Raw genomic sequence first — 17,157 nt, 5'->3', positions numbered from 1 at the left:
TGTCGCGCGGGGGGGCGGTATTGTCAAGGTGAAGGGCTGTGCCCTAGCTTTCGCGCTTGCGGCGCAGCTTGGCGAAATAATCGACCCGCTTCTTCAACTCGCGCTCGAAGCCGCGTTCCACCGGCACATAAAGCTCGGGTCGTTTCATGGTATCGGGGAAATAGTTCTGGCCGGAAAACCCGTCTTCGGCATCATGGTCATAGGCATAGCCGTCGCCATAACCCTGATCCTTCATCAACCGGGTCGGCGCATTCAGGATATGTTTCGGTGGTGGTTCAGAACCGGTGCGCTTGGCCTCGCGTCTTGCGGCCTTGTAGGCCACATAGACCCCGTTGGATTTCGGCGCCAGCGCCAGATAGACCAGCGCCTGGGCAATCGCCAATTCGCCTTCGGGGCTGCCCAGCCGTTCAAAGGTTTCCCAGGCTTGCACGCAATAGGCCTGGGCCTGGGGATCGGCCAGCCCGATGTCTTCGACCGCCATGCGGGTGATCCGCCGGGCGAGGTATCGCGGATCTTCGCCGCCCTCCAGCATCCGGGCAAACCAGTAAAGCGCCGCATCCGGGTCCGACCCCCGCACCGATTTGTGCAGCGCGGAAATCAGATTGTAATGCGCATCGCCGGATTTGTCGTATTGCGCCGCGCGCCGCATCAACCGTCCCGACAATGCGGTGGTGTCCAGCTTGTCCGGCACATCCCAGGCCATGATCTGTTCGACAAGGTTCAGCAGCGCCCGGCCATCGCCGTCGGCCATTTCCAACAGCGCCTCTCGCGCGGGACCATCCAGCGGCAAGGCGCGATCCAGCTCTCTTTCGGCCCGCTGTGCCAGCCGTTCCAGATCCGCCAGTTCCAGCCGGGTCAGCACCAGCACCTGTGCGCGGCTCAGAAGCGCGGCGTTCAACTCAAAACTGGGGTTTTCCGTGGTCGCCCCCACCAGAAGGATGGTGCCATCCTCCATATGCGGCAGGAACCCGTCCTGCTGTGCCTTGTTGAAACGATGGATTTCGTCGACAAACAATAGCGTGCCCTGACCATTGGCCCGGCGGTGGCGGGCGGCCTCGAACACTTTGCGCAGGTCGGAAACCCCGGTGAAAATCGCGCTGATCTGAACGAAATGCAGATCGGTGGCATCCGCCAACAACCGTGCGATCGTGGTTTTGCCCACCCCCGGCGGCCCCCAGAACACCAAGGACGACAGCGCGCCGCCCCCAGCATCACCCCAAGCGGCGCTTCGGGCCCAAGCACCTGTTCCTGGCCAATTACCTCGTCCAGCGCCGCTGGGCGCAGCCGGTCGGCCAGGGGACGCGGTGCGGTGTCGGGGGTTGCCCCCGCGCCTGTGTCAAATAAATCCGCCACGCCGCTAAAGCCGGAACCGCAGCGCAATTCGACGGCTGCCACGTTGGATCTGGATGGCCACACGGCCCGACAGATTGCGCAACAGAGGCGCCACATCCCCCGGTTCGACGACAACATTGCGGCCAATCGCCAACAGAATATCACCTTCTCGCAGGCCCAGCCGGGCACCGATTTCTCCAGTGGCCAGCACAACCACGCCTTCGGCGTCTTCGCCGAAACCCAATTCGTCGCGCACCGCCGGGTTGAGCCGGGCAATTCTGAGGTCGGTCAACAGATCACGCGCGCCCAATGTGACCTCGTCACGCGGCGGCAGGTCCGGCGGGGCGATCATGTCGACAGAGGCCGCCCTCACTTCGCCATTCTGGACAAAGCTGACTTCGGCCGTGGCGCCAATCCCGCGCACCGCCATGCGGAAAATCATTTCGGGTGGCGTATTCACCGGCTGGCCATCCACCGCAACGATCACATCCCCCACGCCCAGCCCGGCGGCGGCAAAGGGGCTGGCGTCATGCATATCCGCAATCACCACCCCACCGGGCAGATCCAGGCCCAGGCTCTCGGCCAGATCGGCGTCTACCCCCTGGCCGCTGAGCCCCGCCCAGGGGCGCTGAAACCGCGCATGTCCCTGACGCGCCTGTTCCACAAATTGCTGCACAAGCGAGGCCGGAATGGCAAAACCAATGCCGTTTGATCCCCCCGACCGGGTCAGAATCGAGGTATTGATGCCAATCAACCGCCCCTGAACATCAATCAAGGCACCGCCGGAATTACCGGGATTGATTGGCGCATCGGTCTGAATGAAATAGCCGCGCATGTTGCCAGTGGCCATGCCCGACCGCGCCAACCCCGAAACAATGCCGGACGACACCGTCTGGCCCACCCCAAAGGGATTGCCGATGGCCAGCACCAATTCGCCGACCTCGACCGTATCACTGTCGCGAAAATCCAGATGCGGCATCTCGTCCCCGCCATCAAGTTGCAGAATGGCCAGATCGCTTTGCTCATCCGACAACAGAACCGAGGCGCTGAATTCCCGCCGGTCGTTCAGCACAACACGAATATCCGTCGCCTGCCCCACCACATGGTAGTTTGACACCACAATCCCATCCGCCGACAGGATCACCCCGGAGCCCAGCGAATTTTGCACGCGGGGGCGCGTATTGCCGAAGTCGCGGAAAAGCTGGCCAAAGAACGGATCATCGGCAAAGGGCCTGCGCTGGCTTTCGACCACGCGTCTGGCATAAATGTTGACGACGGCGGGCGCGGCCTCGCGGACCAGCGGCGCAAAGCTGAGCGAGATTTCAGATTGATTTTGCGGCACCCGCGTCTCGCCCTGCGCCGACATCACGAGCGACACAAAAGACAGGCAAATCAGGAACAAACGGAACATCGAACCCCTCCGAGATTGGAGTTCAGATATGTCCCTATCGCCCCGCTATTGCAAGGGAGGCGGGCTGTTGGCCGGGCGGCCATACCCCGGACGCCCCGTTGCGCTTTGGGCGACATCAAAATTCCAGATCACTGCGAAATTGGTGATCAACGCCCCCAGAAACGAATAGGCCAACTGGGACGGGCTGAGCACAAAGGCCGAAGCCAGAAAGACAAAGGCATCCACCGAAAGCTGGAACCAGCCGGCCTTGAACCCGGTTTTTTGTTCCAAAATGATGCCGAGGATCGTCATCCCCCCGGCTGACGCATTGTGGCGGAACACCGCGACCAGACCGATCCCGCTGCTCGCGCCGCCAAGAAGGGCCGCCAGCGGTGCATCCAGCCGTTCAAACAGGACAAACCGGCCAAACACGTCGGAAACGATCGACACCCCGACAACCACAATGATGGTGCGCAGGGCAAAAACCGGGCCGCGTTTGACCCAGGCAAGCACCAGAAACGGCACACCGATCAGAAAAAACAGCGGGCCAAAGTCCAGCGGCAACAGATAAGACAGCAAAAGGGCAATTCCGGCGGTCTGGCCGGTGACCAACCCCGCGGATTTCAGGAACAGAACCCCGAGGCTGATCATCACGATCCCAAAGGCAAGCCCCTGAATATCAAAGGCAGACAAGCGAAATTTCATGACAATCTCCGGCGTGGGTGGGCCACCCCTAAAAACCAGCAACACACCAGAATGGCAAAGAAAAACCCCCGCTCGGATGAGCAGGGGTTTCGGATGGTCAAAACTTGGTCGGTTTTAGTCTTCGGCGGCCTCAAGCTCGGCAAGGCGGGCCTTGTCGGCGGCGCCTTTGGCGTCGACATCACGGTCGACCAGCTCGATGATGGCCATCGGCGCCATGTCACCATAACGGAAACCGGCTTTCAGAACGCGGGTGTAGCCGCCGTTACGCTCGGCGTAACGCGGGCCAAGCACGTCGAACAATTTTGCGACGTCTTTGTCTTCTTTCAGCTGGGCTGCGGCCTGACGACGGGCGTGCAGATCGCCACGTTTGCCAAGAGTGATCAGCTTTTCCACCGCGCGCTTCAGCTCTTTGGCTTTCGGCAGGGTGGTTTTGATTTGTTCATGCTCGATGAGCGATCCCGACATGTTCGAGATCAGCGCTTTGCGGTGCTCATGGGTGCGGTTGAGGCGGCGATAGCCTTTTGCGTGACGCATGTGGTCTTTCCTTCTTTATGCTTTGTCCGGCGACCCATGCGGCGGGCCACTCTCCTTGGGGCGGGATGCCCATTCTTGCGACCGGGCTTTGCCCGGAAATACGAAGGGGCCAAACGGCCCCAACTTTGCCAATTGAATCGTTGTCCAATCGGATGCCGGTCTTTAGCCGAAAGCGGGTGCCACGACAAGCCCCGGAACGGGCCTCAGATCGCCTTTTGGTTCACCCTTTTCGACAGATCGGCCGCGCTTTCGACCCGTTCGCTGTAGCGGTCGGTCAAATGGTCCTTCAGATCGCGGGTCAGCAGGGTGAATTTCACCAATTCCTCCATCACATCCACAATTCGCCGGTAATAGGCCGATGGCTTCATCCGACCGGCATCATCAAATTCCAGAAACGCCTTGGCCACAGAGCTTTGATTCGGGATGGTCAGACAGCGCATCCAGCGCCCCAACACCCGCATCTGGTTCACCGCATTAAAGCTTTGCGAGCCGCCAGAGACCTGCATCACCGCCAGCGTCTTGCCCTGGGTTGGGCGGACCGCGCCGATGGACAGGGGAATCCAGTCGATCTGGGTCTTCATGATCCCGGACATCGACCCGTGGCGTTCCGGCGAACACCAGACCATGCCCTCGGACCAGGCCACCAGATCGCGCAGTTCCTGCACCTTGGGGTGGCTGGCGTCGGCATCATCCGGCAGCGGCAGGCCAGAGGGGTCGAACACCCGCGTCTCACAGCCCAGCTTCTTCAGGATGCGGGCCGCTTCTTCGTTCACGAGACGTGAATAGGACCGGTCCCGCAGAGACCCATGCAGCAAAAGGATTTGCGCCGCATGTGTCGACCGCAGCGGGTTGCCCAATTCATCGGCATTTGGCTGCTGCACCTGGGCGTCATCCAGATTCGGGGTGGTGGGATCGTCAGACAACGCGCTCTCCTGCTTCATTCAAAATCATGTCACCGTCTTCCTTGAACAGCGGCCCGGCAGGCCAATCCGCGATCAGATCCAACACCGCTTCGGACGGGCGACAGAGCTTCACACCCAACGGCGTGCAGACAATCGGGCGGTTCACCAGAATCGGATGTTCGATCATGGCATCCAAAAGCGCATCATCTGACACAGCGGGATCGGTCAGACCAAGTTCCTCGGCCGGGGATCGTCTGACCCGCAATGCGTCGCGCGGGGTGATGCCGGCAGCCGCGAACAGGCCCAGCAATTGCGGACGTGTCCAGCCGGTTTCAAGGTAGAGATTGACCACCGGATCAAGGCCCGCCTTGGTCAATATGGCCAGGACATTGCGCGATGTGCCGCAATCCGGGTTGTGGTGGATCAAAACGCTCATACCGTCATCCCTGTGTCCGATTGGCGCAGAACACTCTGCACTGACGGCGGATTAGCGGGATTCGACGGGCGCGGCAATCCTATTTCACGAAATCATGAAGTAACGTCTTTGGAACGCGGTACCACAACGAAAAAGGGCAGCGCTTGCGCCCTGCCCTTTCCGTTCAATGTCAAAGACGATCAAAATGCGTCTTCGAATTTCTTCGCCAGATCTTCGATGTTGTCTGGCGGCCAATCCTCGACATCCATGCCAAGGTGCAGGCCCATGCCGGACAGCACTTCCTTGATCTCGTTCAACGACTTGCGGCCAAAGTTCGGCGTGCGCAGCATCTCTGCTTCGGTCTTCTGAATCAGATCGCCAATATACACGATATTGTCGTTCTTCAGGCAGTTTGCAGACCGGACAGAAAGCTCCAGCTCGTCCACTTTCTTCAGCAGCAGCGGGTTGAATTCCAGACCATCATCATCATCCTGACGCGATGCCGATTCCGGCTCGTCGAAGTTGACGAAGATCGACAGTTGGTCCTGAAGGATACGCGCAGCATATGCCACGGCATCTTCTGGTGTGACCGAACCGTCGGTTTCGATTTTCAACGTCAGCTTGTCATAGTCGAGAACCTGACCTTCGCGGGTCGGTTGCACGTCATACGACACTTTCTTGACCGGCGAATAGATCGCATCAATCGGGATCAACCCGATCGGCGCGTCTTCCGGCTTGTTCTTGTCAGCCGCAACATAGCCTTTGCCGGTGTTGACGGTCAGTTCCATGTAGACATCCGCGCCCTCGTCGAGGTGGCAGATCACATGATCCTTGTTCAGCACTTCGATGCCGGCGCTGTCGGAAATGTCACCGGCGGTGACAACACCCGGACCCTTGGCATTGATCGACAGGCGCTTCGGCCCTTCGACTTCCATGCGCAGGGCAACACCCTTGAGGTTCAGCACAACATCTGTCACGTCTTCACGTACGCCAGCCACGCTGGAGAATTCATGCAGAACGTTGTCGATCTGTACGGATGTGATCGCGGCACCCTGAAGCGACGACATCAGCACACGGCGCAGCGCATTGCCGAGCGTGAGACCAAAGCCGCGTTCCAAGGGTTCGGCCACGGCGGTGGCCTGACGTGCAGGATCGTTGCCGGGTTTGACGTCCAACTGTGTTGGCTTGATCAATTCGGCCCAGTTCTTGTGGATCATGCGTCCCTCCATTCCTGCTCTTACCCCATGTCCAAAGGCAAAAGCGCCCGAGGTTACCATTTGACAGCATGAGGCCGCACCCGAAGGCCCGGCCCCAAACCAGTATTCTCAGATTAGACGCGGCGACGCTTTGGCGGGCGACAGCCATTGTGGGCCATCGGGGTCACATCACGGATCGAAGTGATGTTGAAACCGATCGCAGCCAGGGCGCGCAGGGCCGAACTCACGACCCGAACCGGGGCCTTGAACTTCGACTTCCAGCGTCTTCATGCCGTGATCTGCGGCTTTTTTGCCCGCATCTTCAGCAGCCATCTGTGCGGCATAAGGGGTCGATTTACGCGACCCTTTGAAACCCATGGTGCCGCGGACGACCATGCGATTGCATTGCCTTGTACGTCGGAAATCAGGATTTTGGTGTTGTTGAAAGAAGAGTTCACATGCGCAACGCCAGTTGCGATGTTCTTGGAAACCTTCTTCTTCGTTGCGCGACGAGTATCACGTGCCATTGGATCAGGCCTCCCTTACTTCTTCTTGCCAGCGATTGCTTTCGCCGGGCCTTTGCGCGTGCGCGCATTGGTATGGGTCCGCTGACCGCGAACAGGGAGGTTGCGACGGTGGCGCAGGCCACGGTAGCAGCCAAGGTCCATCAGACGCTTGATGTTCATCTGCACTTCGCGGCGCAGGTCACCTTCGACGCTATAGTTGGCGTCGATGTGTTCGCGCACAGCAAGCACTTCGGCATCGGACAGCTCGTTCACACGACGCGAATTCGTCGATGTTCACGGATTTGCAGATTTCGCGGGCCGAGGTGTGGCCAATTCCGGTAATATAAGTCAGGGCGATCGGGACCCGTTTGTGGGTCGGGATGTTAACGCCGGCGATACGTGCCAAGTGTCTTCTTCCTTTTGCGTTGCGGTTCCGTGGTTCCAGAACCTTTTTTCACAACGTAAGCCCGAGGCAATATGCGCCCGGGCCGCCGCTGATTTCGAGGTGATAGCATTCCCAAATGGGAATCACTCGCCTAAGGCGAGATAGGGGTAACTATGAGCCTGCGGGCGCATCGTCAACCCCCTGTCAAGAGTTTTCTAAAACGCGGGCCCATTGTCGGTAAAACAGGGCCGGTGCCGGTCCGGGAATCGGAGTCAAAAACGATCAACCCAGCTGAATTCCCATTTCGTGGCGCACCTCGGTCGGTGACCCCATGCCGTCGATCGGACGCAGTTTGCCCTTGGCATAGTAATAGCCAATCAGCGGCGATGTTTGCTTGTAATATGCCATCAACCGCGTGCGCAGGCTTTCTTCGTTGTCATCGGCGCGACGCTTCTGATCGGTGCTGCCGCAATTGCTGCATTTGCCATCGGCGGGCCAAGGTTTGGTCTGATCATTATAGACCTCGCCACAAGAACCACAGGTCGAACGCGCAGTGATCCGCGCCACCAGCGCCTCGTCATCGACCCGCATTTCGATCACCGCATTCAGCGATTTGCCATGTTTGGCCAGCAAAGCCTCCAGCGCGTCAGCCTGGGCCAGCGTCCGGGGGAAACCGTCAAAGATAAAGCCGCAATTGGCATCTTTTTCCAGTTTCTCTTCGATCAGGCCGATCACGATCTCATCGGTCACCAGTTCACCGCGCGCCATGACCTCTGCGACGCGTTTGCCCATGGTCGTGCCACTGTCCTTGGCTTCGCGCAGCATGTCGCCGGTCGAAAGCTGAACCATACCGCGTTCCTGAACAAGAATGCGCGCTTGTGTACCTTTGCCCGCGCCGGGGGGGCCAAGAAGAATGATGTTCATGGGGTGTTATCTCCGGACAGGGCTGCGCTTCTTGCGCGACTTGCTTTTACCACGCAGCTGCGACTTCTGAATCAGACCTTCGTATTGATGGGCCAGAAGATGGCTTTGCGCCTGCTGGATCGTGTCCATGGTGACCGACACCACAATCAGTACCGAGGTGCCGCCGAAATAGAACGGGATCGCAAACTGACCGCGCAGAATTTCAGGCAAAAGACAGACCGCCGCCAGATAGGCCGATCCAAGCACAAGCACGCGATTGACGACATATTCCAGGTATTCCGCCGTTTTCGGACCGGGGCGAATGCCGGGCACAAATCCGTTCTGATTCTTCAGGTTGTCCGCCACGTCATCGGGTTTGAACGAGACGTTGAAGGTATAGAAATAGGCAAAGAACACGATCATGAAGGCAAAGAACGCCAGATAGAGCGGCTGGCCAGGGCCGAAATAGGCCAGGATCGTCGACATGATCGGGCTGGTCTGATTGCCGCTGAATGTGGCGATTGTGGTCGGCAGCAACAACAGCGACGAGGCAAAGATCGCCGGGATCACGCCTGCCGGGTTCACCTTGACCGGCAGGTGGCTCTGCTGGGCTTCGGAAATTTTCATGCCCTGCTGACGGCGCGGATACTGGATCGTGATCTTGCGCAGCGCGCGCTCCATAAAGACCACGAACATGATCACCACGATCACCATCACCATGACCCCGACAATCACCGCCGGGCTGATGGCCCCGCTGCGGCCAGAGGCAAAGAATTGCGCCAATGCGGCCGGAACTTCGGCGATGATACCAACAAAGATGATCAACGAGATGCCGTTGCCAAGACCACGTGCCGTGATCTGCTCACCAATCCACATAAGGAACATGGTGCCACCGACCAAGGTGATCACTGTCGCGGCGCGGAAATACCAACCCGGATCGGTGACCAGATCCCCGGCCTCAAGCGAAACCGCAAGGCCATAGGCCTGAAATGTCGCGAGGAACACGGTGCCGTAGCGGGTCCATTGGTTGATTTTCTTGCGGCCCTGCTCGCCCTCTTTTTTCAATTGTTCCAGCGCAGGCACCATCGAGGTCAGCAGCTGTACAATGATCGAGGCCGAGATATAGGGCATGATTCCCAGAGCAAAGATCCCCATCCGGCCCAAAGCGCCGCCGGTGAACATCGACACCATGCCGCCGATCCCCTGGCCCGCCTGTTCCATGAACTCGCGCAGCGCCGCACCATCAATTCCGGGCACCGGAATAAAGGTGCCAAGACGATAGACGATCAGAAGACCGAGGGTGAAGAGGATGCGGTTACGCAGGTCGGTCGCCTTGCCAAGCGCCGCCCAGCTGGTGTTGGCCGCCATCTGCTCTACTGCTGATACCATGGCTTTAGTGTCTCGCTCTATGAAAACGCCGCCCTGACCGTTTTCCGGCGGGCGGCGTTTGGAAAACTGTAAGCTATGTAAGGGGCGAACGCGCCCCCCACAACCCGCTTATTCGGCTGCTGCTGCAGCTGTGACCGTCAAAGAGCCGCCAGCCTTTGCAACCGCATCAATTGCGGCCTTCGAGGCACCGGTGACCGAAATGGTCGCTTTGGTGGTCAATTCACCTTTGGCCAGCACGCGCACGCCGTCCAATTTGCGGCGCAGCGCGCCCGAAGCGACCAGGCTGTCTTCGGTGATCGATGCGGCGTCAAGCTTGCCTGCATCAACAAATTTCTGGATCAGGCCAAGGTTGATAACAGCGTATGCCTTGCGGTTCGGCTTGTTGAAGCCACGCTTTGGCAGACGTTGGTACAGCGGCATCTGGCCGCCCTCGTAGCCCTTGATCGCCACACCCGAACGGGATTTCTGACCTTTGATACCACGACCGGCAGTTTTGCCCATTCCGGAACCCGGACCACGGCCAACACGCTTGCGGCGTTTTGTTGCACCGGGATTGTCGTGAAGTTCATTCAGTTTCATATCGCTTCTCCTTGCCGGATGCTGCCCCGAAGCGAATTTGGCAGACCACGGCGTTTTTTGTTTACATGAGTTGTGACCTCATTGGGTCACCGGGCGCGTATAACGGCGCAAGCGGCGCCACGCAAGTGGTGCCGCGCTATCGTCGCATTTATGCAAACCCAAGCATCGGCTTGGTCAGCAAGATATCAGGCTTTGCCGCCGGTTTGACGCAGATAGTCAGTCCAGCAAGGTACCGGCTCTGCACGCAGGGCACGGGCAACACGGGCGGCGATCGATTTCAGAAATGTCATTGTTTTCATTCCAAGAGTGAGTGTCTGTGGCTGTCGTATACCCAGCCAGCACCAACCACTAACGACAGTTTGACATACCCGATCTGCACAAAATGCAATCACCTTGCTGAAAGCACTGGCAGTTTGCAAACGCCGTCCAGGGCGCAATCAACCCGGTCGCAAAAATGCAAAAAACGCGCCGTTTCCGGCGCGTTCTGAAATGCTCTATGTGTGTTCGGACTGATGTCAGCCCGTTCAACGATCACCGCGGCAGTCGCTTACAGACCTGCCTGGTCCAGGGCGATTGCCTTGATGTCGCTGCGGCCGATGCCGATGTCGGCCAGCTCGCGATTGGTCAGCGACGACAGTTCTGCATAAGTGTCAGCATAGACCTTCTGCTTGCGGGCGGCGGTTTGGATGCCTGCGAAGAAGTCATAAACCTTGGATGCAAAGCCAAAGCCGTCGTTTGTTGTTGCTGTGTTTTGGATAAATGCCATTTTCGTGTTCCTTTGGATGTGCCGTTCCCGATGGACCGGCCGCGCGCGTGGCGCATCAATGATGTTCGTGGGAGTGGGCTGGCCCTTACTGGCCGCTGCGCCGGATGCTCGTGCTCCGCTCTACAGCCCCGCCCTTCCCCGAGGTTTAGCTCAGAGCGCGCTTTCTGCGTGCTTCTTGGCAATTGCGCGAATGTTGCTGCGTGCTACGCCGATGTCGGCCAGTTCGCGGTCATTCAGACTTGCCAGCTCTGAGTATGTCTGCGCAAAGATCGCCCGACGGGCGCGCGCAGTTTTGAATGCTGTAACCAGCTTGGAAACGCTGGAATTCGGGCCGAAGCCGATGGAAGTGTTTGACAGTGCATGTGCCATGTTGTGCGTCCTTTCGAAGGTTCAGGGCCTATTCCCTGATGTTTGTTTGGTTTCACGTCCTCCGTGCCAAACAGATAGGCCGAGACGGCAGCGCTAACAACGCACGTTACAGACAACCCGCCATGCATTTTCTGCAATGCAGCATAGGAACGTGCAAATTGGCGATAAGGTACTGAAAATACTATAAATTTCAAACAACCAAGGATGTTTTCGTCGGGTCAGGCTCCCTGACAACACGCCCAAACTACAACATGCCGCTACGTCACTTCGGACAGAATGCAGTCCATAAACGCGAAAACGCCCCCCGAAATCTCGGAGGGCGTTGTATTTTCACCGGTGCAACCTTGTAAAAAGGCTTAGCCGCGTTCTTCGATGATTTCGACCAGATGCGAGATCTTGCTGACCATGCCGCGGATCGAGGGGGTATCCTCAAGCTCGCGGGTTTTGTGCATCTTGTTCAGGCCCAGGCCGATCAGCGTCTTGCGCTGGATTTCCGGGCGACGGATCGGCGAACCGATCTGTTTCACGACGATGGTTTTTGCCATGTGCTTCAGGCCTCCTCAGCGACTTGAGTCGATTCTGCCGGGGCGTCTTCACGCTTGGGCAGGATGTCGGCCACTTTTTTGCCGCGACGCTGGGCCACCATACGGGGGCTCGATTCGCGGGTCAGCGCGTTCAGCGTGGCACGGATCATGTTATAGGGGTTCTGCGAACCGGTCGATTTTGCGACCACGTCCTGAACACCCAACATTTCGAACACGGCCCGCATCGGACCACCGGCGATGATACCAGTACCCTGGGGGGCGGTCCGCATGACAACCTTGCCGGCGCCATGACGACCTTCGATGTCGTGGTGCAGCGTGCGACCTTCGCGCAGCGGCACGCGGATCATCTGGCGCTTGGCTTGTTCGGTGGCTTTGCGAATGGCCTCAGGGACCTCTTTCGCTTTACCTTTGCCGAAACCAACGCGGCCTTTTTGGTCACCAACAACCACAAGAGCGGCAAAGCCGAAGCGCTTACCACCTTTTACGGTTTTGGAAACCCGGTTGATCGCGACCAGACGGTCTGCGAATTCCGGTGTCTCATCGCGATCGCGACGGCCCCGGCCTCTGTTTTCACGTTCTGCCATGTGGCAAATCCTTTATGTCTGGCGCGGCAATCGCGCCGGGTCTTTTCAATCGCAGTGGCCCCGGATCTCTCCGAGGCCCCCGATCATCGAGGGGCGCGAGTGACGCGCCCCCACATCTTAGAACTTCAGGCCACCTTCACGCGCAGCATCGGCCAGAGCCTTGATGCCACCGTGAAACAGGAAACCACCACGGTCGAAGTAACATTCTTCGACACCGGCTGCCTTGGCGCGCTCTGCGATAACAGTGCCCACTTTCGACGCGGCTTCCGCGTTGTTCTTGCCCAGAACGCCCAGATCCTTTTCGAGCGAGGACGCGGAGGCAAGTGTCTTGCCCTGCACGTCGTCGATCAGCTGGACCGAGATGTTCTTGTTCGAGCGATGTACCGACAGACGCACGCGCCCACGGTTCATCTTGCGGAGTTTGTTCCGGACGCGCAGACGGCGTTTGAGGAACAGTTGTCTTTTGCTGTTTGCCATTGCCTTCGTCCTTACTTCTTCTTGCCTTCCTTCTGGAAGATATATTCGCCTTTGTAGCGGATGCCTTTGCCTTTATAGGGCTCGGGCTTGCGCCATGCGCGAATGTTCGCCGCGACCTGGCCGACTTCTTGAATGTCGTGACCTTCGATCACGATTTCAGTCGGCTTCGGAACAGTCACGGTGATACCTTCCGGAATTTGGAAATCAACGTCGTGGGACAGACCAAGGTTCAGTTTCAGAACCTTGCCCTGCAGCTGTGCACGATAACCAACACCTTGGATTTCAAGTTCTTTCTTGAACGTGTTGGACACACCATGCACCAGGTTCGCCACAACGGTGCGGCTCATGCCCCATTGTTGACGGGCACGTTTGGACTTGCCGCGCGGTTCGACCTTGACGGTGCCATCTGCGATGGTCAGCGTCACGTCGTCGGTTGCGGTAAAGCTTTTGGTGCCTTTTGGGCCTTTGACCTCAATGGTCTGACCCGACATGGATGCCGTTACGCCATCAGGAAGAGCGACAGGCTGTTTGCCGATACGAGACATATCTCAAACCTCCTTAGAATACGGTGCAAAGCACTTCGCCGCCAATATTGGCAGTGCGTGCATTTGCATCCGACATGACACCCTTCGAAGTGGAGACGATGGAAACACCAAGGCCCTGACGGACCGTGGGGATTTCGTCCACACCCATGTACACGCGACGGCCCGGTTTCGACACCCGCTGCAATTCGCGGATGACGGGGGTTCCGTCAAAGTACTTCAGGCTGATTTCGATCGCGGGGTGACCGCGTTCGTCAGTGGTTTTCTCGTAGCCACGAATGTAACCTTCATCCGCAAGCACATCGAGCACCCAGGCCCGCAGCTTCGACGCCGGGGTCGACACAGTCGACTTGCCGCGCATCTGGGCGTTGCGGATACGAGTGAGCATATCGCCGATAGGATCGTTCATCTATATACCCTCCCTTACCAGCTCGATTTCACGACGCCGGGAAGCAGGCCTTTGGAGCCCAGTTCACGCAGCGCGATACGGCTGATGCGCAGCTTGCGGTAGTACGCGTGCGGACGACCGGTCAGCTGGCAGCGGTTGTGCAAACGGGTTGCCGACGAGTTGCGCGGCAATTTCGCCAGTTTCAGACGCGCTTTGAAGCGCTCTTCCATCGGCTTGGATTCGTCGTTTGCGATTTCTTTGAGTTCGGCGCGTTTGGTGGCGTATTGTGCCACCAGCTTCTGGCGCTTCTTCTCACGTTCGATCATTGCTTTCTTAGCCATGTCTTTATCCTCTCGCCCGCGTCACGAATTGAAGGGCATGTTGAATGCTTTCAACAGCGCCTTGGCTTCCGCATCAGTTGCCGCGGTGGTGGCGATCACGATGTCCAGGCCCCAGGCCTCGTCCACCTTGTCGAAGTCGATCTCGGGGAACACGATATGTTCCTTGATACCCAGGGCATAGTTGCCACGGCCATCAAACGACTTGCCCGAAATGCCGCGGAAGTCGCGGATACGGGGCATAGCGACAGTGATCAAACGGTCGAGGAAGTCATACATGCGCGCGCCGCGCAGGGTCGCCTTGGCGCCCATTGGCATGCCTTCGCGAACGCGGAAACCCGCGATCGAGTTCTTGGCGATGGTGACAACCGCGTGTTGACCGGCAATTGCTGTCAGATCGGCCTGGGCCGATTTGGCTTTCTTGCTGTCTTTCACGGCGGCGCGACCGCAGCCAATGTTCAGAACAATCTTGTCCAGACGCGGGATCTGCATCTCGTTCTTGTACGAGAATTCTTCTTTCAGAGCACCACGGATGGTGTCGTCATAAAGCGAACGCAGACGCGGGGTATAAGTTGCAGCATCAAGCATCAATCACGTCCCCCGTGGTCTTGGCAAAACGAACCTTCTTGTCACCTTCCATGCGGAAACCGACGCGGGTTGCTTTGCCATTGGCATCCAGAAGCGCCAGGTTCGACAGGTCGATCGGCATTGCCTGGGGGGTACGACCGCCCTGGCTTGTCTGGGATTGTTTCTGGTGGCGGATGGCGACATTGACGCCTTCCACAATTGCTTTGCCTGCGGCGGGATTGACCGAGGAAATCGAACCCTCTTTGCCTTTATCCTTGCCGGCCAGCACGACGACCTTGTCGCCCTTTTTCAACTTGGCAGCCATCTTACAGCACCTCCGGGGCGAGCGAGATGATTTTCATGAAGCTTTTGGCGCGCAGTTCACGAACAACCGGCCCGAAGATACGGGTGCCGACGGGTTCGTTGTTGTTATTCAGGATAACAGCTGCGTTGCGATCAAAGCGGATCGCTGTGCCGTCTTCACGACGGACTTCTTTGGCGGTGCGCACGACGACGGCCTTGCGGACGTCACCTTTCTTTACGCGACCACGCGGGATGGCTTCCTTTACCGAGACGACAATGATGTCGCCAACAGAAGCGTATTTACGCTTGGAACCACCCAGAACCTTGATGCACTGCACCCGGCGAGCGCCGGAGTTGTCAGCGACATCCAGATTGGTCTGCATCTGGATCATGGGGTTTCTCCTGACCTTTGGGGGGCTTTATTGCCTGTTCCCCAGGGTTTCGATCAAACCAAAAGGCCTGGGGGCGCTTACGCCTCCAGAACCTCCCAGCGTTTCGTCTTCGACTTCGGGGCACATTCGATGATTCGAACTGTGTCGCCGACCTTGAAGGCGTTCTTTTCATCGTGCGCCCGATATTTTTTGGACTTACGAATGGTTTTCCGCAGAACCGGGTGCTTGAAACGGCGTTCTACCGACACGGTTACGGTTTGGGCGTTGGCATCGCTGGTCACGGTGCCAGAAAGGATACGTTTGGGCATTTTCTGGCTCCTTATTCAGCTGCTGCTGCGGCTTTTTGGTTCAAAATGGTCTTCACACGCGCCACGTCACGCTTAACGGTGCGCATGCGGGCTGTGTTTTCCATCGACCCGGTCGCTTGCTGGAAGCGCAGGTTGAACGATTTCTTTTTTCAGATTGGCCAGATCTTCACGAAGCTGATCCGGCGTCTTTTCACGCAATTCGTTGGCTTTCATCGCCTTTTTCCTTCTTCAACATCAACGGAGGGCCCCGCGAGGGGTCACCCTTTGTCCGCTGGAGTGCTTGGATGAAGGGGCCGTATAGGCGTGAAACCACATCTTGGCAAGGTGTTTTCCCGTTCCACCGGGAATACTCGTGATTGCCCATTATCCAACGCGGGTTTAAACCAGCCCCATGGCCAATATCCGTTCCCTCTTTGTGACCCGCCTTTACCGTGCTCCGCTGTCGGAGCATAGCCCGATCCTTGACGCCGCAGAGTTGGAGAACTCCTGCCTTGTGATTGCCGAAGATGACGAGGCCGCCAGGATTGGTGTGAGGATAACGATTATCCCGGCTACACTTCTTATGCCTCGCTGACCGACCTGCCCTGGCGGTTTCCGATCTTTGCGGATCTGGTGAAATCGCTGGATGCCCATGTCGCGGCCTTTGCCGAGGATCTTGAATTTGATCTCGACGGGCGGGCGCTGAAGCTTGAAGATATCTGGATCAACATCCTGCCAGAGGGCGGATTTCATTCATCACATATTCACCCGCATTCGGTGATCAGTGGCACCACCTATGTTGCGATGCCCGACGGGGCCTCGGCGTTGAAATTGGAAGATCCGCGATCGGAACGGATGATGGCCGCCCCGGCACGCCGCAAGGACGCGCGCGAAGATCTGCGCACCTTTATATATGAGGCCCCCAAAGTCGGCGATGTCCTGTTATGGGAAAGCTTCCTGCGCCACGAGGTGCCGATGAACGCCTCGGAAGACAACCGGATCAGTGTCAGTTTTAACTACGGCTGGAGCTGACCTTCAAAATTTTGGCAAAATATGCTATCCAGAGCGCCCCGAGTGAGTCCGAACCCAACGCGAGGAAACACCAATGGACGCCATCCAGACCAGTGACTATGCCAGCCGACTGATTGCCGCCCACGGCGACAGTGCAATTATCGAAGTCTCCGCCAAGATGCGCGAATGCGAGGCCGCAGGCAATGAGGCCGAGGCCGCCGATTGGGGGCGTGTGCGCGACACGATCCACCGCATGCGCGGCCCGCGTCAGAAGTGACCGCCGCCCACTGACCTGTTGCCCCCTGCCCCGCCGGACGCCAGACGGCTTTGGCGGGCAGCTATGGGGGACGGT

22 protein-coding genes and 6 pseudogenes are annotated in these 17,157 nt (G+C 58.2%); 2 read left to right on the top strand and 26 right to left on the bottom strand.

Features of this window, described 5'->3' with window-relative positions; all coding sequences use genetic code 11:
- Positions 1-43: 43 nt before the first annotated feature.
- The 26 genes and pseudogenes from AC0L4F_RS04305 to rpmC form a co-directional block, all read right to left on the bottom strand.
- A pseudogene (locus AC0L4F_RS04305) lies at positions 44-1,353 on the bottom strand (replication-associated recombination protein A).
- Between the two features lie 4 nt (positions 1,354-1,357).
- Entirely contained in the window at positions 1,358-2,743 is a 1,386-nt protein-coding gene (locus AC0L4F_RS04300; protein WP_244685724.1) for a trypsin-like peptidase domain-containing protein, read from the bottom strand.
- A gap of 45 nt (positions 2,744-2,788) precedes the next feature.
- Positions 2,789-3,427, bottom strand: a complete 639-nt coding sequence (locus tag AC0L4F_RS04295) for a YitT family protein (RefSeq protein ID WP_244685721.1) — start codon at positions 3,425-3,427, stop codon at positions 2,789-2,791.
- Between the two features lie 114 nt (positions 3,428-3,541).
- The gene (rplQ, locus tag AC0L4F_RS04290) at positions 3,542-3,961 is read right to left on the bottom strand and encodes a 50S ribosomal protein L17 (RefSeq protein WP_244685719.1); all 420 of its coding nucleotides are present in this window, start codon (positions 3,959-3,961) and stop codon (positions 3,542-3,544) included.
- 203 nt (positions 3,962-4,164) lie between these two features.
- The gene (gene arsH, locus AC0L4F_RS04285) at positions 4,165-4,884 is read right to left on the bottom strand and encodes an arsenical resistance protein ArsH (RefSeq protein ID WP_280520446.1); all 720 of its coding nucleotides are present in this window, start codon (positions 4,882-4,884) and stop codon (positions 4,165-4,167) included.
- Positions 4,877-5,299: an arsenate reductase (glutaredoxin) gene (arsC, locus tag AC0L4F_RS04280; protein ID WP_244685717.1), complete on the bottom strand. Its 423-nt coding sequence runs from the start codon at positions 5,297-5,299 to the stop codon at positions 4,877-4,879. The genes arsH and arsC overlap by 8 nt, the downstream gene beginning before the upstream one ends.
- A 179-nt stretch (positions 5,300-5,478) precedes the next feature.
- Complete coding sequence (locus tag AC0L4F_RS04275; RefSeq protein ID WP_244685715.1) at positions 5,479-6,495, bottom strand: DNA-directed RNA polymerase subunit alpha; 1,017 nt, start codon at positions 6,493-6,495, stop codon at positions 5,479-5,481.
- 113 nt (positions 6,496-6,608) lie between these two features.
- Positions 6,609-6,734, bottom strand: a pseudogene (gene rpsK / locus AC0L4F_RS04270) (30S ribosomal protein S11); the annotation flags it as partial.
- A gap of 73 nt (positions 6,735-6,807) precedes the next feature.
- A pseudogene (locus AC0L4F_RS04265) lies at positions 6,808-7,001 on the bottom strand (small ribosomal subunit protein uS11); the annotation flags it as partial.
- A gap of 15 nt (positions 7,002-7,016) precedes the next feature.
- Positions 7,017-7,386: pseudogene (gene rpsM, locus AC0L4F_RS04260) on the bottom strand (30S ribosomal protein S13).
- Positions 7,387-7,647: 261 nt separating this feature from the next.
- Positions 7,648-8,289, bottom strand: coding sequence for an adenylate kinase (locus AC0L4F_RS04255; protein WP_244685713.1), 642 nt, complete (start codon positions 8,287-8,289; stop codon positions 7,648-7,650).
- A gap of 6 nt (positions 8,290-8,295) precedes the next feature.
- On the bottom strand, positions 8,296-9,657 hold the full coding sequence (gene secY, locus AC0L4F_RS04250) for a preprotein translocase subunit SecY (RefSeq protein ID WP_244685711.1): 1,362 nt from the start codon (positions 9,655-9,657) through the stop codon (positions 8,296-8,298).
- A gap of 108 nt (positions 9,658-9,765) precedes the next feature.
- A complete protein-coding gene (gene rplO, locus AC0L4F_RS04245; protein ID WP_244685708.1) occupies positions 9,766-10,236 on the bottom strand; it encodes a 50S ribosomal protein L15 in 471 nt (156 codons plus the stop codon).
- Between the two features lie 547 nt (positions 10,237-10,783).
- On the bottom strand, positions 10,784-11,002 hold the full coding sequence (locus AC0L4F_RS04240) for a DUF1127 domain-containing protein (protein ID WP_244685706.1): 219 nt from the start codon (positions 11,000-11,002) through the stop codon (positions 10,784-10,786).
- 150 nt (positions 11,003-11,152) lie between these two features.
- On the bottom strand, positions 11,153-11,371 hold the full coding sequence (locus tag AC0L4F_RS04235) for a DUF1127 domain-containing protein (protein ID WP_244685704.1): 219 nt from the start codon (positions 11,369-11,371) through the stop codon (positions 11,153-11,155).
- A 356-nt stretch (positions 11,372-11,727) separates the two neighbouring features.
- Positions 11,728-11,916, bottom strand: coding sequence for a 50S ribosomal protein L30 (rpmD, locus tag AC0L4F_RS04230; protein WP_244685702.1), 189 nt, complete (start codon positions 11,914-11,916; stop codon positions 11,728-11,730).
- A gap of 5 nt (positions 11,917-11,921) precedes the next feature.
- Positions 11,922-12,500, bottom strand: coding sequence for a 30S ribosomal protein S5 (rpsE, locus tag AC0L4F_RS04225; RefSeq protein WP_244685700.1), 579 nt, complete (start codon positions 12,498-12,500; stop codon positions 11,922-11,924).
- A gap of 117 nt (positions 12,501-12,617) precedes the next feature.
- Positions 12,618-12,977, bottom strand: coding sequence for a 50S ribosomal protein L18 (rplR, locus tag AC0L4F_RS04220; protein ID WP_244685698.1), 360 nt, complete (start codon positions 12,975-12,977; stop codon positions 12,618-12,620).
- 11 nt (positions 12,978-12,988) lie between these two features.
- On the bottom strand, positions 12,989-13,522 hold the full coding sequence (gene rplF, locus AC0L4F_RS04215) for a 50S ribosomal protein L6 (protein WP_244685696.1): 534 nt from the start codon (positions 13,520-13,522) through the stop codon (positions 12,989-12,991).
- A 13-nt stretch (positions 13,523-13,535) separates the two neighbouring features.
- Positions 13,536-13,928, bottom strand: coding sequence for a 30S ribosomal protein S8 (gene rpsH / locus AC0L4F_RS04210; RefSeq protein WP_244685694.1), 393 nt, complete (start codon positions 13,926-13,928; stop codon positions 13,536-13,538).
- A 14-nt stretch (positions 13,929-13,942) separates the two neighbouring features.
- Positions 13,943-14,248 carry a 30S ribosomal protein S14 gene (gene rpsN, locus AC0L4F_RS04205; RefSeq protein ID WP_244685692.1) on the bottom strand — a complete coding sequence of 102 codons (306 nt, stop codon included), beginning with the start codon at positions 14,246-14,248 and terminating at the stop codon, positions 13,943-13,945.
- 21 nt (positions 14,249-14,269) lie between these two features.
- Positions 14,270-14,833 carry a 50S ribosomal protein L5 gene (gene rplE / locus AC0L4F_RS04200; RefSeq protein WP_244685689.1) on the bottom strand — a complete coding sequence of 188 codons (564 nt, stop codon included), beginning with the start codon at positions 14,831-14,833 and terminating at the stop codon, positions 14,270-14,272.
- Entirely contained in the window at positions 14,826-15,137 is a 312-nt protein-coding gene (rplX, locus tag AC0L4F_RS04195) for a 50S ribosomal protein L24 (protein WP_244685687.1), read from the bottom strand. Before rplX ends, rplE begins: the two co-directional genes overlap by 8 nt.
- Position 15,138: 1 nt before the next feature.
- Complete coding sequence (gene rplN, locus AC0L4F_RS04190; protein WP_042456818.1) at positions 15,139-15,507, bottom strand: 50S ribosomal protein L14; 369 nt, start codon at positions 15,505-15,507, stop codon at positions 15,139-15,141.
- Positions 15,508-15,584: 77 nt separating this feature from the next.
- Positions 15,585-15,815, bottom strand: coding sequence for a 30S ribosomal protein S17 (gene rpsQ, locus AC0L4F_RS04185; protein ID WP_244685685.1), 231 nt, complete (start codon positions 15,813-15,815; stop codon positions 15,585-15,587).
- Positions 15,816-15,826: 11 nt separating this feature from the next.
- Positions 15,827-16,028, bottom strand: a pseudogene (gene rpmC, locus AC0L4F_RS04180) (50S ribosomal protein L29).
- Between the two features lie 178 nt (positions 16,029-16,206).
- Here rpmC and AC0L4F_RS04175 point away from each other — a divergent pair.
- Positions 16,207-16,826, top strand: a pseudogene (locus AC0L4F_RS04175) (TIGR02466 family protein).
- Between the two features lie 73 nt (positions 16,827-16,899).
- Positions 16,900-17,082, top strand: a complete 183-nt coding sequence (locus tag AC0L4F_RS04170; protein ID WP_244685683.1) for a hypothetical protein — start codon at positions 16,900-16,902, stop codon at positions 17,080-17,082.
- Positions 17,083-17,157 lie beyond the last annotated feature (75 nt).

The sequence above is a fragment of the Marinovum sp. J2-8 genome, from assembly GCF_055808435.1.
This window is presented reverse-complemented; position numbering and strand designations above follow the sequence as displayed.

Bases quoted from the DNA above. Each gene is read 5' to 3' on its own strand.
- AC0L4F_RS04300 (WP_244685724.1), bottom strand. From the start codon at position 2,743: ATGTTCCGTTTGTTCCTGATTTGCCTGTCTTTTGTGTCGCTCGTGATG.
- AC0L4F_RS04295 (WP_244685721.1), bottom strand. From the start codon at position 3,427: ATGAAATTTCGCTTGTCTGCCTTTGATATTCAGGGGCTTGCCTTTGGG.
- rplQ (WP_244685719.1), bottom strand. From the start codon at position 3,961: ATGCGTCACGCAAAAGGCTATCGCCGCCTCAACCGCACCCATGAGCAC.
- arsC (WP_244685717.1), bottom strand. From the start codon at position 5,299: ATGAGCGTTTTGATCCACCACAACCCGGATTGCGGCACATCGCGCAAT.
- AC0L4F_RS04275 (WP_244685715.1), bottom strand. From the start codon at position 6,495: ATGATCCACAAGAACTGGGCCGAATTGATCAAGCCAACACAGTTGGAC.
- AC0L4F_RS04255 (WP_244685713.1), bottom strand. From the start codon at position 8,289: ATGAACATCATTCTTCTTGGCCCCCCCGGCGCGGGCAAAGGTACACAA.
- secY (WP_244685711.1), bottom strand. From the start codon at position 9,657: ATGGTATCAGCAGTAGAGCAGATGGCGGCCAACACCAGCTGGGCGGCG.
- rplO (WP_244685708.1), bottom strand. From the start codon at position 10,236: ATGAAACTGAATGAACTTCACGACAATCCCGGTGCAACAAAACGCCGC.
- AC0L4F_RS04240 (WP_244685706.1), bottom strand. From the start codon at position 11,002: ATGGCATTTATCCAAAACACAGCAACAACAAACGACGGCTTTGGCTTT.
- AC0L4F_RS04235 (WP_244685704.1), bottom strand. From the start codon at position 11,371: ATGGCACATGCACTGTCAAACACTTCCATCGGCTTCGGCCCGAATTCC.
- rpmD (WP_244685702.1), bottom strand. From the start codon at position 11,916: ATGGCAAAAACCATCGTCGTGAAACAGATCGGTTCGCCGATCCGTCGC.
- rpsE (WP_244685700.1), bottom strand. From the start codon at position 12,500: ATGGCAGAACGTGAAAACAGAGGCCGGGGCCGTCGCGATCGCGATGAG.
- rplR (WP_244685698.1), bottom strand. From the start codon at position 12,977: ATGGCAAACAGCAAAAGACAACTGTTCCTCAAACGCCGTCTGCGCGTC.
- rplF (WP_244685696.1), bottom strand. From the start codon at position 13,522: ATGTCTCGTATCGGCAAACAGCCTGTCGCTCTTCCTGATGGCGTAACG.
- rpsH (WP_244685694.1), bottom strand. From the start codon at position 13,928: ATGAACGATCCTATCGGCGATATGCTCACTCGTATCCGCAACGCCCAG.
- rpsN (WP_244685692.1), bottom strand. From the start codon at position 14,248: ATGGCTAAGAAAGCAATGATCGAACGTGAGAAGAAGCGCCAGAAGCTG.
- rplE (WP_244685689.1), bottom strand. From the start codon at position 14,833: ATGCTTGATGCTGCAACTTATACCCCGCGTCTGCGTTCGCTTTATGAC.
- rplX (WP_244685687.1), bottom strand. From the start codon at position 15,137: ATGGCTGCCAAGTTGAAAAAGGGCGACAAGGTCGTCGTGCTGGCCGGC.
- rplN (WP_042456818.1), bottom strand. From the start codon at position 15,507: ATGATCCAGATGCAGACCAATCTGGATGTCGCTGACAACTCCGGCGCT.
- rpsQ (WP_244685685.1), bottom strand. From the start codon at position 15,815: ATGCCCAAACGTATCCTTTCTGGCACCGTGACCAGCGATGCCAACGCC.
- AC0L4F_RS04170 (WP_244685683.1), top strand. From the start codon at position 16,900: ATGGACGCCATCCAGACCAGTGACTATGCCAGCCGACTGATTGCCGCC.